Genomic DNA, 14,942 nt, shown 5'->3' on the forward strand with positions numbered 1-14,942 from the left:
TCCCCAGTCCCCAATACCCCATTTCGATCCGTTACAACTTCCAGAAAACCCAGTGGAACGCCTGGGTATTTTACACAGCTTTCCTGATTGGATTATTCAAGTATGGTTAGAACAACTAGATTTTGAAGAGACAGAACAACTGTGTGAATGGATGAACCAATCACCAACGATTGACTTGCGTATCAACCCTCTTCGCACTTCCACCGAGGAAGTTGAGGCGGCTTTGCAATCTGTTGGTATTTTGGTAAAGCGGATTCTTCATTTACCCCAAGCTTTACGATTTATTGGTAATACTGGGTCAATTCAAAAACTACCTGGTTTTAAAGAAGGTTGGTGGACTATACAAGATAGTAGCGCCCAATTAGTAAGTCATTTGCTTGACCCCCAACCAGATGAGGTGATAATTGATGTCTGTGCTGCACCAGGTGGTAAAACAACCCACATCGCTGAGTTAATGGCAGATAAGGGAAAAATTTGGGCTTGCGATCGCACTTCCTCTCGTCTTCGCAAACTTCAAGAAAATTCTCAACGCCTGAATTTACAATCTATTCAAATGTATACTGGCGACAGCCGCCAATTTAACCAATTTCAAAACACCGCAGACCGGGTATTGCTAGATGCTCCATGTTCCGGTTTGGGAACAATGCACCGTCATGCTGATGCTCGTTGGCGACAGACACCAGAATCTGTCCGGGAACTTTCGGTGCTGCAAAAAGAATTGTTAACACATACATCAACTTTTGTCAAACCTGGTGGTGTATTAGTGTATGCCACCTGTACATTGCATCCAGCAGAAAACGAAGAAGTGATTTCGGCATTTTTAGCTAAGTCACCTGATTGGCAAATTGAGTCTCCCGCGGGCTTTGAGTTACCTGAGTTTGTCCGTAGCACGCCTCAAGGTTGGTTTAAAGTCTGGCCCCATCAACAAGACATGGATGGCTTTTTTATAGTTCGCTTAAGAAAAACCAATAATTCCGAATGAATACTGTTTAGGATTGTACGATTTGGTGGAGGTCTTAATCTACCAGAGGAGGCAGCAATGGTTAGCCCTTCCAATGTCAAAAACTTAGTTAAAATCCTGATTGGAGCCGCCTGGATTGATGGCAGAATCCAGCCGGAAGAACGGCAATATCTCCGTGAAATAGCCCAAGCAAAAGGTTTGGCTAACGATCCAGAAATTAAGCCTTGGCTGTACGAATTAGTTCCTGTACAGCCAAAAGAGTGCTATGAGTGGGTGCAGGAGTATTTAGGCGATCGCCCAAGTCTTGAAGATTGTGAAAATCTGATTGAAGCCATCAGTGGCTTAATTTATAGCGATGGTGAAGTTGCCGTCGAAGAAGCCAGACTCTTGACGGAATTGCAGCATATAGTGAAGCCGAATGATTCAATTCAACCGGCTCACACTGCACTTCTTAAACAAATTCAAAAGCTTTACCGTCGTTGGGTTGAAGTGCAAAACTAATCACAGTTAAAAGTTCATAGTCTAATGACTAATGACTAAATTATGACTTCGGTTCACCCAGACCCGGAGTTTCTTCTTTATCAACTTTAGGTACAAAATCAGGACGCTCTTTGCTTTCCCAACCTGCGGGGCGTTTCGAGTTGTACCAAGCTATTGAACCTATGGTTACAGCAGCAATAAAACCGACGACATAGACCAAAGTGAAAGCATAAGGAAACTGCCCACCACCTGTTGCGACTGAATCTGCTGCCTGCATCAATATATGCATGAGTATATTCTCCAATGTTAAGTAACACTACTTGACACACTATAGAATGAGCGTATCACTTAACATCCTCCCCTAGTTTAGTTTTAGCAACTTCATATTGCATAGAAAAGGGTAGAGGGAAGGGACAAGGGGGACAAGGGGGACAAGGAGAATAGCTATACTCAATGCCCAATTCCCAATTCCCAATTCCCACTCATCATTAATTAGAAGGTCTAAGCCGATCCCGCCAGGATGGTTGTGGCGATGAAGAACCTGAAGAACCTGAACTATTGTCGGGAGAGGAAGATCGCCGAGTTCTTCGAGGCGAGGAAGAATCAGATTCTACTCTTCTAGAGCGCCGCCTGGGAGTAGATGATTCTGAAGAAGAGTTACTGGAAGTTGATTCTTCACTGCGATCGCGCCTTCTCCGTCTTGGGGTATAGTCGCTAGATTGCTGGTCTTCTTGAGAATAGCTTCTCCTGCTTCTACGTCTCCTCGATGAATCACTATCTTCAGAATTAGAATTTCTAGAACTTTCCTCAACTGAATCCTCATCAGCAGAAATAGAACGATTCAGCAATTGTTTCGGCTTGACTGCTTGGGCTTTAATAGTACCTTTACGACCTTCTAACTTGGGTCGTTTGGGAAATTTTTCTACTGGCATCCCCTCTACCGCTTTTTCCATAAATTCGTGCCAGGTGTAAGCGGCGCTACTACTGCTACCATCTGTGGGGCGGTTATTATCGTTACCTAACCACACCCCTGTCACCATCTGGGGAATGTAGCCAATAAACCACAAATCGCGGGCTTCGTCGGAGGTGCCGGTCTTGCCGGCAACTTGTCTATTATCTAACTGAGCAGCACCACCAGTTCCAGCTTCTACGACGTTGCGTAGCATCCAAGTCATGATGGCGGCACTATCAGCGTCAACGGCCCGTTGAGACTTGAAATTAGCTGACCAAATCACCTTGCCTTGGCGGTTGAGGATGCGAGTAATACCATGAGGCTCTGTGTGCAATCCAAGAGTAGCAAAGCTACCATAAGCGCTGGTCAACTCTAGCAGATTCACTTCGTTTGAGCCGAGAGCTAAGGAATAGGTGGGCTTGAGTTCAGATTTTATCCCCATATCATGGGCAAGTTTAATCGTTGGGGCAAATCCCACATCAATCAATACCTTCACCGCAATAATATTAATAGAGCGGGTGAGGGCATCTCGCATGTTCATTGAACCGTGGAAGTTTTTACCATAGTTTTTTGGTTCATAACCATCTACTACAAGGGGTGCATCCTCATAGGTATCGTAGGGGCTTTTACCGCTAGCGATCGCAGTAGCATATACAAACCCTTTAAATGTCGATCCTGGCTGCCGTTGTGCCTGGGTTACACGATTAAACTGGTTTTTACCAAAGTCTTTTCCCCCAACCATTGCCTTAATTTCACCACTCCGGGGGTCAATGGCCACCATTGCTGCTTGCTTAAAGTTCTCCCAGCGTCCTTGATTTCGCAGTGTTTTGGCAACTGCTTCTTCTCCTACCTTCTGCCAAGTCGGATTCAACGTAGTTTCCACTACTAGACCCCCACTTTTTAGCACATTAGAAGAAACGTATTTCGGCAATTCTTTTTGGATATAGCTGGTAAAGTAGGGTGATTCTACTTGCACTCGCTTGGGTAAACTGCTTTTGAGGGTTAGTGGCTCTTGGGCTGCTGTCTGTCTTTGCTCTGGTGTAATAACTCCATCCTCTTGCATCCGTTGCAATACCAGATTTCTCCGCCGGATTGCCGCTTCGGGATTCTTATCTGGAGCGTATAAGCTAGGAGCAGGAGCTAATCCCGCAATCGTTGCCATTTCTGCAAGAGAAAGCCGATCTGGCGATTTACTAAAGTATACCCAGGCGGCATCTGCCACACCATAAGCTCCCGATCCCAAATAAACCAGATTCAGGTAACGCTCTAGAATCTGGTCTTTGGTTAGCTCATGCTCCATTTTTTGGGCGAGGCGGACTTCCTTGAGTTTGCGCCAGATTGTCTGTTCTTGTTTCAAAAACAGAATCCGCGTTAACTGTTGGGTGATGGTGCTACCACCTTCTACTACACCTTGCGATCGCAAATTATTCAAACTTGCTCTCAAAATTCCTTGTGCATCGACTCCGTTGTGTTGCTTAAATCTTCTATCTTCTGAGGCGATGAAAGCTTTTTTTAAATTATCTGGTATTTGTTCTAGCTTTAACTGTTCTCTAGTCGCTTCACCTTGTTGTTGTAATATACTTCCATCAGCAGCTTTGATCGTCAGTGTTTGCTCTCTCAAGACAGCATTCAACTCGGACTGATTTGGCAAAGTGCGGTCTATTAGACTGATGCCGTAGATGAAGGCAACTATCCCACCACCGACACCTAAACCTGCCCAAAACCATAAGCGACGATAGAGTGCTTTACCGCCAGTTGCCTGATTGGTCTTCATCCTAGATGGTAAAATTTTCATTTTGCTCAGTAACTGCCTCGTCTGCGCCAGATGTGCTGGTGGTAAGCTCTCATTTGTTCCTCCTTGTCCAGAGTCACTCAAATTAGTTGGTCTTCGCTTGAACCAGGAGGTAAGCTTCCCCACGTCAGTTCCTCGCTCAAAGTAGTAAATATCTAACCACCATCAATCAGCTTTGGGGTTATAGCACCACCATTGTGTTAGTATAATATCCTATAAATAATTAACTAGATTCATCCATAAAATAATGTTTTTTAGATTTAGTTAATTTAGTTTTGTCACAAATGCTGCAATTATCCCAACTATTCGGAATATAAGTACATAGAAGTATCCACAAAGACATTCCAAAAATAGCTTACATCAGGAGAGTGCAATGCCTGGGTTGGACTACGCCTACACTCAGCCGAAAAGAAGCGCTGTCGCCCTTGGTAGTAATATCGGCGATTCCCAGACACTTTTAGAAGCAGCTATCCAAACTTTAGCCCAAACCCCAGGAATTATTTTAGAAGCTAGATCCAATTGGTACCAAACCAAAGCTGTGGGGCCACCACAGCCAGATTATCTAAATGGCTGCGTCACATTGCAGGTAGAGATGCTACCCCAGCAGTTATTAGAAATTTTGTTAGGAATTGAACAACAATTTGGGCGCGTGCGTCAAGAACACTGGGGGCCGCGAACCCTGGATTTAGATTTGTTATTATATGATGACTTTATACTGGATACACCAAATCTCCAAATTCCCCATCCACGAATGCGGGATCGGGCCTTTGTGTTAGTACCACTGGCAGAAATTGCCCCAGATTGGATAGAACCAGTTTCTGGGTGTGTTATTAAAGGACTGCTGAAAGAGGTAGACTGTTCTGATGTATGTTTAATTGATGGGCAATTAAAATTACCATCCTTAAACACAGAAGAAGACTGATATCACCTCTGTACTTAACAGATAATCAGATTTTACTATGCCATTAGGTAGAGAATTACCACAACTACTAAGACAACGCCTGTTTCATAAAGGACGCAAGTTTGATTTTGAAGTCAATCGCTTGCGTTTGCCTAATAAATCGGAAGGAGAATGGGAATGTATTCGTCACCCTGGTGGCGCTCTCGCTGTACCGGTGACACCAGAAGGTAAACTTGTACTGGTGCGCCAGTATCGTTTTGCAATTCAGGGACGGATATTAGAATTTCCGGCGGGAACTTTGGAAGCAAAGGAAGAACCTTTGGAGACAATACAGCGCGAAATCGAAGAAGAAACTGGCTATACTGCCAAAAAATGGGACAAATTAGGCGAATTTTTCTTAGCGCCTGGTTATTCTGATGAAATTATCTATGCTTTTCTGGCGCGAGATTTAGAAAAGCTGGAGACACCACCAGAACAAGATGCAGACGAGGATATCGAAACTGTGTTTTTGACTCCCGAAGAATTAGAGAAAGCGATTCTGGAGGGAGAACCAGTAGATGCTAAATCAATTTCTAGCTTTTTTCTGGCGCGTCCATTTTTAGTTTAATACCTTTATGCTGCTAGAGTTAGCAATTGCAGATGCTTACGGTGCAGGTTTTGAATATGCTGACGAAGCAATCGTTAACAACGATTTGAGTCGATACGTTCAACATCCCCGTTTTCGACTCATTCCTGGCAGCTATACCGATGACACCCAGATGAGCATTGCCATTGCGGAAGTGATTGTTTCTCAAGCACCGTGGACACCAGAAGTTTTAGCCCATAGCTTTGTTAGAGCTTTTAAACGCGATGAGAGAGAAGGGTATTCTCGAAACTTCTACCATTTTCTGGGAGAAATTCAGGATGGGGAAGAATTTTTAAGCAAAATTAACCCTGATAGTGACAAAAGCGGGGGTGCAATGCGTGCAGCACCCATTGGCATCTATCCCACACCAGAAAAAGTAATTGAAGCGGCAACAATTCAAGCAGCAATTACCCACAATACACCCGATGGGATCAATGCTGCCGTTGCCGCCGCTCTAATGTCGCATTACTTTATCTATCGATTGGGAGAAAAACGTAAATTAGGACAGTTTCTCAAAGGTTATGTCTCTGGAGAATGGAATAAACCTTGGGAAGGTAAAGTAAAATCCAAAGGCTGGATGAGTGTCAGGGCTGCAATTACTGCGGTAATCCGAAATGACAGTATGAGCGAACTTTTACAAGATTGTATCGCTTTTACTGGAGATGTAGATACAGTAGCTGCGATCGCTTTGGCTGCTGGTTCTTGTAGCGAAGAAATTACACAAGACATTCCCAATCATCTCGTTACAGGGTTGGAAAATGGAGCTTACGGTAGAGATTATCTCATCGACTTGGATAAGCAGCTGATGCAGCTTAAATCAGTTCCCTAACTTTCTGTTGGTTGGATAACTCTACTATCAATCGGTAGTGAGAAATCACGCGACCATTCATTCCACGAGCCAAAATAATTTCTGGCAGAAATTCCCGCCTCTTCAAGGGCTATCAATGTATTAGCAGCCCTTGAACCCTTAAAGCAGTAAACGTATACAATAGACTCTGAAGTAATACCTACAGACTGACAAATTTCGAGAATTTCACTTGGCGAACGGAATGTAGGGATTTCCGATTCCGAATTCATCAGCCGATGCCATTCTAACCATACTGAGTTAGGGATTCTACCTTTGCGAGGACAAAAATCAGCATGGTAGGGAGAAGAACTCAGTCCAAACCATTCATTGCGATCGCGCACATCTAATTTTATAATTGCTGGATTGGTAACTGCTTGCAACATATCGGCAGTAGTCACCATCATGTCAGCATTGGGATGCAATCTAAATATGCTGCTTTCAGGTAATGGTACTTCATCGGTAGTAGGCAATCCTTCTGTCAGCCACGCTCTATATCCTCCCTGTAAAATAGATACCTGAGTGCAACCCAAATACTTCAGTAAGAAAGCTGCTCGACAAGATTGACCATAACCTTTATTTAGACTATCTTCATACACAATTAATCGTTCTACACCCGATATTCCCAGCTTGCTCATAATTTCTGCAAAATACTCTTGTAATTCCTTTAATCCTGCTGGGGAAGAATTCTCTAAAAGATAGGTGAAAAAATCTCTAATATTTATGGATGTAGGGATATGAGAAATAGCATAGTCTTCGGGAGTTCGCGTATCGATAATGACAGCCTGTGATGACTTTTCTGCTAACAGGGACGTGAGTTCTTGAGGAGAAATGAGGAGTTTTGTATTCACGCTTTCATGCTTCTGTTATCGTACCATTAGGCATTATCGCGCTCGGTAGATTTGCATTTTGGAATGCAAATCACAGAAGAATGAATGTTGAATGTTACGAGAGAACTTTTGTGCCTGTGTTGTTTTAAAATCAAGGCGAGAGTCGAAAATTCAAAGTAAAATAACCCAGCATCGCTAAGTTCTCTTGAGTCCAGTTATGGTGCGGCGCTGACGACAGAATCCTTTTTTCTCACCATCTCTATGTATAAATAATTGCAAGAAAAATTAAAACATAATTATTTAGTTCTTAGTACTTGTATAATTACATAACCAATTAATGTTATCTAAGCATCTTTTGTATATTCCACCTTGTGTTTTTTTAGCATAATTATTTTTTTAAATAGGTCAATGAATCTGTTACGAATTTCTGTTGATATGGGATATCTTAGTAATTACTATGTCAATCAATCCGGATCTCATTAACTTCTTCGGAAAATCTCTGTAAATAAATCCAACACTATCCTCACAGCACTACATGAAACTACGCTGGTTGTTACTGAGTTTTACAAGTATTCTTTTACTATCATCCCCAGCAAAAGCGAATCCCAACACAAATCAAGTTGGCAATGTAAATGACTGGAGTGCAAATCAACCAGCTATTTCTGATTTACAACTCCCAAAACTGAAATTTATTCCTCCGGTTCCTCTAGGAGATTCTGTCAACCCTATAAATAATTCTAAATTCACTGGTATAGTCCCTCTGGGACGCGAGATATCAGAACTAAAAACTCCTATTAAAGCATTAATGGCTCGTTATAGATTCCTCACCCCCGGAATCTTTTTTATGGACTTACAAACAGGGGATTATTTTAGTTTTAACGGTGATAAAGCTTTTTCTGCCGCAAGCACAATTAAGTATCCAATTTTGATTGCTTTGTTTCAGGAAGTAGATGCAGGAAGAATCAAACTAGGTGAAACTTTGATAATGCGACGGAAACATGTCGCTGGTGGTTCTGGAGATATGCAGTATCAACGAGTGGGAACTAAGCTGAGTCTCTTGCAAACTGCAACCAAGATGATGACGATTAGTGATAATACTGCTACAAATATGATTATCGATCGATTAGGTGGTGCATCTAAATTAAATCAAAAGTTTCGCACTTGGGGATTACAAAGTACTGTGATTCACAATATGCTTGGAGACTTTAAAGGAACTAATAAAACTAGTGCAAAAGACTTGGTACGACTGTCAGCATTGGTTACAAATAATCAGTTAATTTCTGGTACAAGTCAATCCCAAGTTTTGGGTATTATGATTCGTTGTCACAATAAAAGTTTGCTCCCATCTGGCTTAGGTTCTGGTGCAAATATTGCTCATAAAACAGGTACTCTCCGATTTGTATTAGGTGATGCGGGTATCATTGAAACGCCATCAGGTAAGCGTTATTTAGCAGGAATTTTCGTGCGTAGACCGAATAATGACATTAGGGCTAGGGATTTTATTCGTCAAGTTTCTCGGGTAATGTATGGCTACTTCGATCGGACAAAAATCAGTAATCTACCCTAATTATTTGTTGGGCATGAAGGATAAATTCTAAATTTTGGCTTTAATTATAGACAGGACTTACGCATCTGTCACAAGCAATGGCGCGGTGTAACCGCGCCGCGGGCCAAAAAACTACGCGATAAACATGGAAACAGCAGGACGTTTTAGCTGAAATTAATTTATTTCCGCCTACGCCTAGCTACTTCCCTTGAGGTATGGGGCTAATTTAAAATCTAAAATTTATTAATTAATCTCCTTTTTGGACGATATCATCATCAATCGATGGCTCCCGATTCACATTGGGACTATCTGCTGTCCAATTATCATCGACTCTCGCAGATTCAGAAATTATCACCAACTCAGTCTCTTTGTTATGATTATTTCCCCATTCATCTAAAACATCTTTAATTAACACTTCTTGCAACCAAATCTTAGCGACAACAGTCAGGGGTAGCGCTAGAAATAATCCTAAAAAGCCAAAGAAAGTGACGAAAAATAGCTGGGCAATTAAGGTTATGGCGGGTAGCAATGAGACTTGATGCGCCATCACGACGGGCGTAATGAAATTGCTCTCAACCTGTTGAATGATAAAGTAGAGAATCAAAACAGCGATCGCTTTCCAAGGTTCATCTAAGAAAGCGATCGCCATTGCTGGGATTACACTCATCGTTGGCCCCAGGTTGGGAATTAAGTTAAAAAATCCCGCTAAAACCGCTAAAGCTAGTGCTGCCTTGACATGCAAAATTAATAAGCCAATAAAACTCATCACCCCCACTACACAGATGGCAATGAAAGCGCCTGTAATCCATCCCTCCAAGGAGACTTCACATTGATCTAAAATCCCATCTACCCGTCGTCGATAAAATGAGGGGAAAAGCCGCACAAATACTTTCCGGTAAGCTAGGGGATCGGCTAACATCATTCCTGTTAAAACCAACACTAGCAAAATCTTGAGGACGACTTCCAAAGAGCCAGATACAAAGGCAAAAGAGTTTCCCAGCAAGCGATTGACGAAGGGTTGTACTTGTTGGATGAGACTGTTGATATCTGGGATATATGAAACTAACTGGTCAGGAATACGAGTTCTCAGGGCATCAAGCCAACTATTAAAGCGCCCAAACCCTTTAGGAACTTGATAGGTTAGTTCTTGAAACTGCTGGGCAAATGGCGGCACAATTAGCCAGAAAAAACCCACAACACCTGCGAAAAAGATAGCTACTGCTAGGAGTACAGCGAATCCACGCTTCATTCCAAAGCGTTGAAAGCGTTTTGCTAGCCGATTTAAGGTGGTGGCTAAGACAACTGCGGCAAACATCAGCAAAAGCACTTCCCGAATTTGCCACAGGATGTATAAAGAAAGAAGTATGGCGATTAAGCCGATCCATTGACCGAGGTTCACAGGCTGACTCCCAACGGTTGGCGAGATGCAATTTTATTGTAATTAAGCTAGGTTAGCTGATTTTAGTAACTTGTGCGTAGATGCTCCCAAGTTAATTTTGTTTCTGTGCTTGAAATCGCCACAGGAGAGCGATCGCAATTATTGCGATCGGTAACAATATTATGGTTAGCGCGTTGGTTGCTGTCGCCGGAATTGATAGATTTGGCCCTGCATACTTAATCAAGAACGATAACAAAGCCGAGAGTAAAAGCAGTTTCAGAACCAATCCTAGTTGATTTTCCATAAAAATATTTGTGTAGATATAAAAATTTTGGCTGTATCGCCCAGTTTCTAGAATAAACCTACAGATACAATCCTTTGCAACTTTCTTGAGGAAATGCGATGCCGAGTTCGGCAACCTTGCGGAACGCTTTATTTACGTCAAACTCAGCCAACCAAAAACTTGTTCTCCAGTCAATTCCAACTCAATACCCTCCAGGATGGGTAATTTATCGGTAGCTTCGTATAATTCCACTCGCTGTCCAGGAAAAATCCCCAGCACACTTTCATCTTCAGCGTTGATTAACCAGCCTAGTTCAGTACCATTGCGCGAACAATGCAATAATTTACTCAACACTTTTTTTAACCTTTGGTCTGGGGAAAGAATCTCAATTGCCCAGTCGGGATGAATTTCAAAGCGATTTACAATTCTGCCAGATTGAGTTTTAGGAATTCTGTCCCAGCGAAACACAGAGACATCAGGGACAATAGAAGCACCGCCAAAGGTACAACGTAGTTCTGAGAAAGCGTAAGCAATTTTTTGGCTTTCAGTTACGTTATTAATGACATTACAAAATTTAGCCTGTAGTCGGCTATGTTCACCTTGAGGCATTGGTTTTTGAATGATTTTCCCGTTGATAAAATCTGATGCTGGTTCAGTTTCCGGCAGTTTGAGGAACTCATCTAAAGTTAGTTTAGGTTGAATTGCGATCGCCATAAGTGATTGAAATAGAGGGGATGGTTTTATTATGGGCGATCGCCAAATTCGTCGCAGGCATCGCCAAGTGACAGATATTTTGGTATGAAGTGCGATCGCAATCTTATCTTTGCGTGAGACTACGCCCTAGCCCTCAACCTGCCGCAGTGCCTCTAATTCTTCTGGCGTGAGGGGATTATTTCCTGATTTGAGTGCTTTTATCCAGCGTAGCCGTCGCTGCTTCACATGGACTGAGTAATCAAATATTTCTTTGGTAATTTGACCGAGAGGAGAATTAAATACATCTAATAGGGACGAAATCTGTTCTAGATAGGGTTTGAAGTTTTGAACGTTGGGTTTTTGCTCTTTGATTGCTTTTGCCAAATCAAGTACGGCTTTAGCTGCTTCGGCTCCAGTCTTTGTTACCTCTACGCCTTGTCCCCAGTTCAACTCTTGAATATTTCGCAAAAACTTCCAGAGTTTCGTCATTCCCATAGACTATTCTCCAATACCATAAATTTGGTAAAAATGCACTTGATATTACTTAACTCAGAGTCAACTAGCTAAAAACTTGTTTAATTGTCAGTTCTAACTCGGCATCATTGAGTATAGGCAACTGATAATTTATTGTATATAACTTCACTCGCTACTTGGAAACGCTGTTAGCAGAGTTTTAAGTTTCACGCAGAGGCGCAGAAGCGCAGAGAATTTTGAAAGTTTCTTGTTCGCGAGTATCAAATACTCGTTAACGGAGATAAAAGGTGGATTCATCCAGTTCAAATACTCGTTAACGGAGATAAAAGGTGGATTCATCCAGTTCAAATANCTCGTCAACGGAGATAAAAGGTGGATTCATCTAGTTCAAATACTCGTCAACGGAGATAAAAGGTGGATTCATCCAGTTCAAATACTCTATAATTACGAATTATTTTAACTGCGTTGCCAAATTTTAATCGTCTTATCCAAACTCCCGCTAACCAACATCTCGCCGGAAGCTGTGAAAGCTAATGCTGTGACTATATTCCCATGACCTGTAAACGTACCTAGCAATTCCCCGGTTTGTAAATGCCATAATTTGATGGTTTTATCGGCACTACCACTGGCGATAATTTGTCCATCGGGACTTAGTGCGATCGCATATACTCTATCTCTATGTCCTTTCAGAGTATGCAGTAATTCCCCAGTCTCCAATTGCCAAATTTTAATCGTTTGATCCCAGCTACCACTGACGAGTATTCTACCATCTGCATTAATCGCCAAGGAACGAACGATATGAGAATGACCCATGAGGGTATGCAGTGGTTCTGCGTCCTTTAAACTTTTTATCCCCGTCTGGGGTAAGGTGCGCCAAACTTTGATTTTGCGATAGCTACCTGTAACCAGAGTTTCCCCGTCTCGACTCAAAACCAGGGAATGAGCAGCTGTATCATCTAGAGAAAGGGCGATCGCAACCTGACGTTGCATTAAATCCCAAAACAGAATTTTTCTGTCATCTCCACCAGTAGCTAACATTCTCCCATCTGGGGTAAAGGCAGCACACCGCACTACTCCATTATGTTTGTGCAAAATATCTATTAAGTCTAAAGCACCTACGTGCCAAAGTTTAATTGTGGAATCTGCACCGCAACTCACTAAAGTCTGTCCATCTGAACTAAAAGCTAGGGAATTCACTTCATCCACTAGCCCAGATATCACCCAAGGATACTCTGATAATGTATCTATTAATTCACCTTTGCTTAAATCCCAGAGCTTCGTCTCTCCCCGACTACCACTTGCCAATATGGGTAAGGCTTTACCATTCTTACACCCAGAACTAAAAGCTAGACAATTAATACCTCTGTTGTGTCCTTGCAAAGTTTGCCAGCATTCCCAGTCACCGATTACCTCCTTAAGGCAATGCTCTGATGGTAAAGTCTGTATTGTATCTGCGATCGCCCGATCGTTAATAACTGGCGACGTGTCTTTTTTACCAACAAGTGATTCTAAATACCAACTCACCCCCCCGGCATATAACAAGTTACTCGGATTAATGTAGAGTTTTGTTTCAGTAAGTTCAATTTGATCGGCAGGTAAAAAGCCTGTAATTATACTTTGTCTTTCGTATCCTAACTGACCTGTAGATGGATAAAACAAACAGAGAAAAATTAATACTTGGTGATTTTTTAAATCTTCTTGAGTAACCGACCACTTAATTTTGTCTTTCTTAATACCATTAAAACTTTCTCCATCAGCAACATAAACTTGAACACTTAGCTGAGGGTTATCTTTTAATACATAAGAAAATTTGCTTTCGCCACACAAACTTCCTTCATCATCTAAAACCATATTTTGCAAAGTATCTTGTGATACCTTTTTCACCAACTTCCCCAAACGTTCAGTTATCACCCTATCGACGATTAATTCCCGCAAAAGATAATCTTGGGCTTGTTGCTGGAAGTATTTGGGAAAAGGTATCGTCCAGTCGGGAGGCTCAGGATATTCAGGCGGTATCGGCGGTGGATTTTTGGCGATAACTTCTGCTTGTTGGCGAGAAAGTTCTTGGAGTCTAGCCAATGGTTCGCCCCAAAAAGCCATAATTTCAGTGTGACAACCTTTGACTTGACTTTCCAGTAAAGATAAGTCATAAGTTTTAGGTTTCTTCACACGTTGAAGGAAGTCAGTTTGTTGAGCTTTAAGCAAGCTAATCCAATCCATCTACATTCCTACGGCAAACTATTGCATACCTACGGTAAGCTATACCAATGCAATTACTCAAGTTTATAACCTTAGTTAATTAAAAATTCAGTAATGTTAGTAGTCTAATAAAACACAGCCATTGGCAGATGTTTCCGGGAAGGATAAAGATAGATAGCACTTAGACATTTCATGAACTGATGCAGTTGAAGTATATAGAATTAAATGATGTCAGTCAATTCTAACGGAGATGGATAACAAGATACTGTTTCTAAGGAAACACTTCTAGCTGCAAAGTAAAGTTTAATATGAGAGGCATTTTAAAGGTTGCGCCAACGTTAAGTCAACAAATACCTCCACTAGACTGACTTAGTAACAGTGTTTTTCGGGGAGATTATCTTAAATTGGCGTAAACGGTAAAGTTCGGCTAATTTTAACCTTTGCGTTTTGGTTGTCTGGGGATAGTACTTACATCAGAAGAGTCGCCAAAAGTATCTCTTGTCTCAATCTGTTTAATTTTCATTTGCAAATTTAAGTCATCACTGCTAACAATTGTTTCTAAATTCGCTAATCTTCGCTCTAACAGTTCTATTTGCTGCTGTTGCAAATAGTTAGTTTTTAATTTTTGTTCATCAGAACGCCAAACAGCAACTGTACCAACAGCTGCGCCACCAATAGCAACTAAGGGGAGAATCGCACCGCTTCTAGTAACGGCTGACAGTGGAACGCAAACTCCAAGAATGGCGACTGTAATAACCCAGATTCTGGTGGTGGCAGATAACCTGACATCTTGGTATTGTTCTAGATTTGGTTGAGATTTCTTAGCCATAAGTCTATCCAAGAAAAGTTATTTGTTAGATTCGCACAATTGCTTACCAAAATACTTCCTACAATGGGGTTAAGTATAATTGCTCTACGAAAGATGACAGTTCGGGCTTTTTTCCCAGCCGCTAAATAAATACTGCCAAGCCTCTGATAAAATCC

15 protein-coding genes are annotated in these 14,942 nt (G+C 41.8%); 6 read left to right on the forward strand and 9 right to left on the reverse strand.

Features of this window, described 5'->3' with window-relative positions:
- The coding region (gene rsmB, locus CDG77_RS14365; RefSeq protein WP_143857030.1) for a 16S rRNA (cytosine(967)-C(5))-methyltransferase RsmB at window positions 1-982 on the forward strand (982 nt) is incomplete at its 5' end.
- Window positions 983-1,039: 57 nt separating this feature from the next.
- Entirely contained in the window at window positions 1,040-1,462 is a 423-nt protein-coding gene (locus tag CDG77_RS14370; protein WP_094330037.1) for a tellurite resistance TerB family protein, read from the forward strand.
- A gap of 40 nt (window positions 1,463-1,502) precedes the next feature.
- On the opposite strand, the gene psb35 is transcribed toward CDG77_RS14370, so the two are convergent.
- Both psb35 and CDG77_RS14380 read right to left on the reverse strand, forming a co-directional pair.
- Window positions 1,503-1,730 carry a photosystem II assembly protein Psb35 gene (psb35, locus tag CDG77_RS14375; protein ID WP_094330038.1) on the reverse strand — a complete coding sequence of 76 codons (228 nt, stop codon included), beginning with the start codon at window positions 1,728-1,730 and terminating at the stop codon, window positions 1,503-1,505.
- A gap of 199 nt (window positions 1,731-1,929) precedes the next feature.
- Window positions 1,930-4,311: a transglycosylase domain-containing protein gene (locus tag CDG77_RS14380; RefSeq protein WP_094330039.1), complete on the reverse strand. Its 2,382-nt coding sequence runs from the start codon at window positions 4,309-4,311 to the stop codon at window positions 1,930-1,932.
- Between the two features lie 247 nt (window positions 4,312-4,558).
- Between CDG77_RS14380 and folK the strand changes: the two genes are divergently transcribed.
- Genes folK through CDG77_RS14395 form a run of 3 tightly spaced genes read left to right on the forward strand, consistent with a single transcriptional unit; the run spans window position 4,559 to window position 6,540 of the window.
- The gene (gene folK, locus CDG77_RS14385) at window positions 4,559-5,107 is read left to right on the forward strand and encodes a 2-amino-4-hydroxy-6-hydroxymethyldihydropteridine diphosphokinase (protein ID WP_094330040.1); all 549 of its coding nucleotides are present in this window, start codon (window positions 4,559-4,561) and stop codon (window positions 5,105-5,107) included.
- Window positions 5,108-5,144: 37 nt separating this feature from the next.
- A complete protein-coding gene (locus CDG77_RS14390; RefSeq protein WP_094330041.1) occupies window positions 5,145-5,693 on the forward strand; it encodes an NUDIX hydrolase in 549 nt (182 codons plus the stop codon).
- A 7-nt stretch (window positions 5,694-5,700) separates the two neighbouring features.
- Window positions 5,701-6,540 (forward strand): ADP-ribosylglycohydrolase family protein, encoded by an 840-nt coding sequence (locus CDG77_RS14395; protein ID WP_094330042.1) that lies wholly within the window; start codon window positions 5,701-5,703, stop codon window positions 6,538-6,540.
- Here the strand turns inward: CDG77_RS14395 and CDG77_RS14400 are convergent.
- The gene (locus CDG77_RS14400; RefSeq protein ID WP_094330043.1) at window positions 6,537-7,406 is read right to left on the reverse strand and encodes a sulfurtransferase; all 870 of its coding nucleotides are present in this window, start codon (window positions 7,404-7,406) and stop codon (window positions 6,537-6,539) included. The genes CDG77_RS14395 and CDG77_RS14400 overlap by 4 nt on opposite strands.
- A gap of 514 nt (window positions 7,407-7,920) precedes the next feature.
- On the opposite strand from CDG77_RS14400, the gene CDG77_RS14405 reads away from it, so the two are divergent.
- The gene (locus CDG77_RS14405) at window positions 7,921-8,952 is read left to right on the forward strand and encodes a serine hydrolase (RefSeq protein ID WP_094330044.1); all 1,032 of its coding nucleotides are present in this window, start codon (window positions 7,921-7,923) and stop codon (window positions 8,950-8,952) included.
- Between the two features lie 226 nt (window positions 8,953-9,178).
- Here CDG77_RS14405 and CDG77_RS14410 read toward each other — a convergent pair whose 3' ends face one another.
- The 6 genes from CDG77_RS14410 to CDG77_RS14440 all read right to left on the reverse strand — a co-directional run bounded on the left by CDG77_RS14410 (window position 9,179) and on the right by CDG77_RS14440 (window position 14,787).
- Window positions 9,179-10,330, reverse strand: a complete 1,152-nt coding sequence (locus CDG77_RS14410) for an AI-2E family transporter (protein WP_094330045.1) — start codon at window positions 10,328-10,330, stop codon at window positions 9,179-9,181.
- Between the two features lie 91 nt (window positions 10,331-10,421).
- The gene (locus CDG77_RS14415) at window positions 10,422-10,613 is read right to left on the reverse strand and encodes a hypothetical protein (protein WP_094330046.1); all 192 of its coding nucleotides are present in this window, start codon (window positions 10,611-10,613) and stop codon (window positions 10,422-10,424) included.
- 132 nt (window positions 10,614-10,745) lie between these two features.
- Window positions 10,746-11,306: a Uma2 family endonuclease gene (locus CDG77_RS14420; RefSeq protein ID WP_094330047.1), complete on the reverse strand. Its 561-nt coding sequence runs from the start codon at window positions 11,304-11,306 to the stop codon at window positions 10,746-10,748.
- A 126-nt stretch (window positions 11,307-11,432) separates the two neighbouring features.
- Window positions 11,433-11,780 carry a hypothetical protein gene (locus CDG77_RS14425; protein ID WP_094330048.1) on the reverse strand — a complete coding sequence of 116 codons (348 nt, stop codon included), beginning with the start codon at window positions 11,778-11,780 and terminating at the stop codon, window positions 11,433-11,435.
- 435 nt (window positions 11,781-12,215) lie between these two features.
- Window positions 12,216-13,979 (reverse strand): WD40 repeat domain-containing protein, encoded by a 1,764-nt coding sequence (locus tag CDG77_RS14435; protein ID WP_094330050.1) that lies wholly within the window; start codon window positions 13,977-13,979, stop codon window positions 12,216-12,218.
- Between the two features lie 412 nt (window positions 13,980-14,391).
- A complete protein-coding gene (locus tag CDG77_RS14440; RefSeq protein WP_094330051.1) occupies window positions 14,392-14,787 on the reverse strand; it encodes a hypothetical protein in 396 nt (131 codons plus the stop codon).
- Window positions 14,788-14,942: the final 155 nt, after the last annotated feature.

This window comes from Nostoc sp. 'Peltigera membranacea cyanobiont' 213 (assembly GCF_002245975.1).
Taxonomy (GTDB): domain Bacteria; phylum Cyanobacteriota; class Cyanobacteriia; order Cyanobacteriales; family Nostocaceae; genus Nostoc.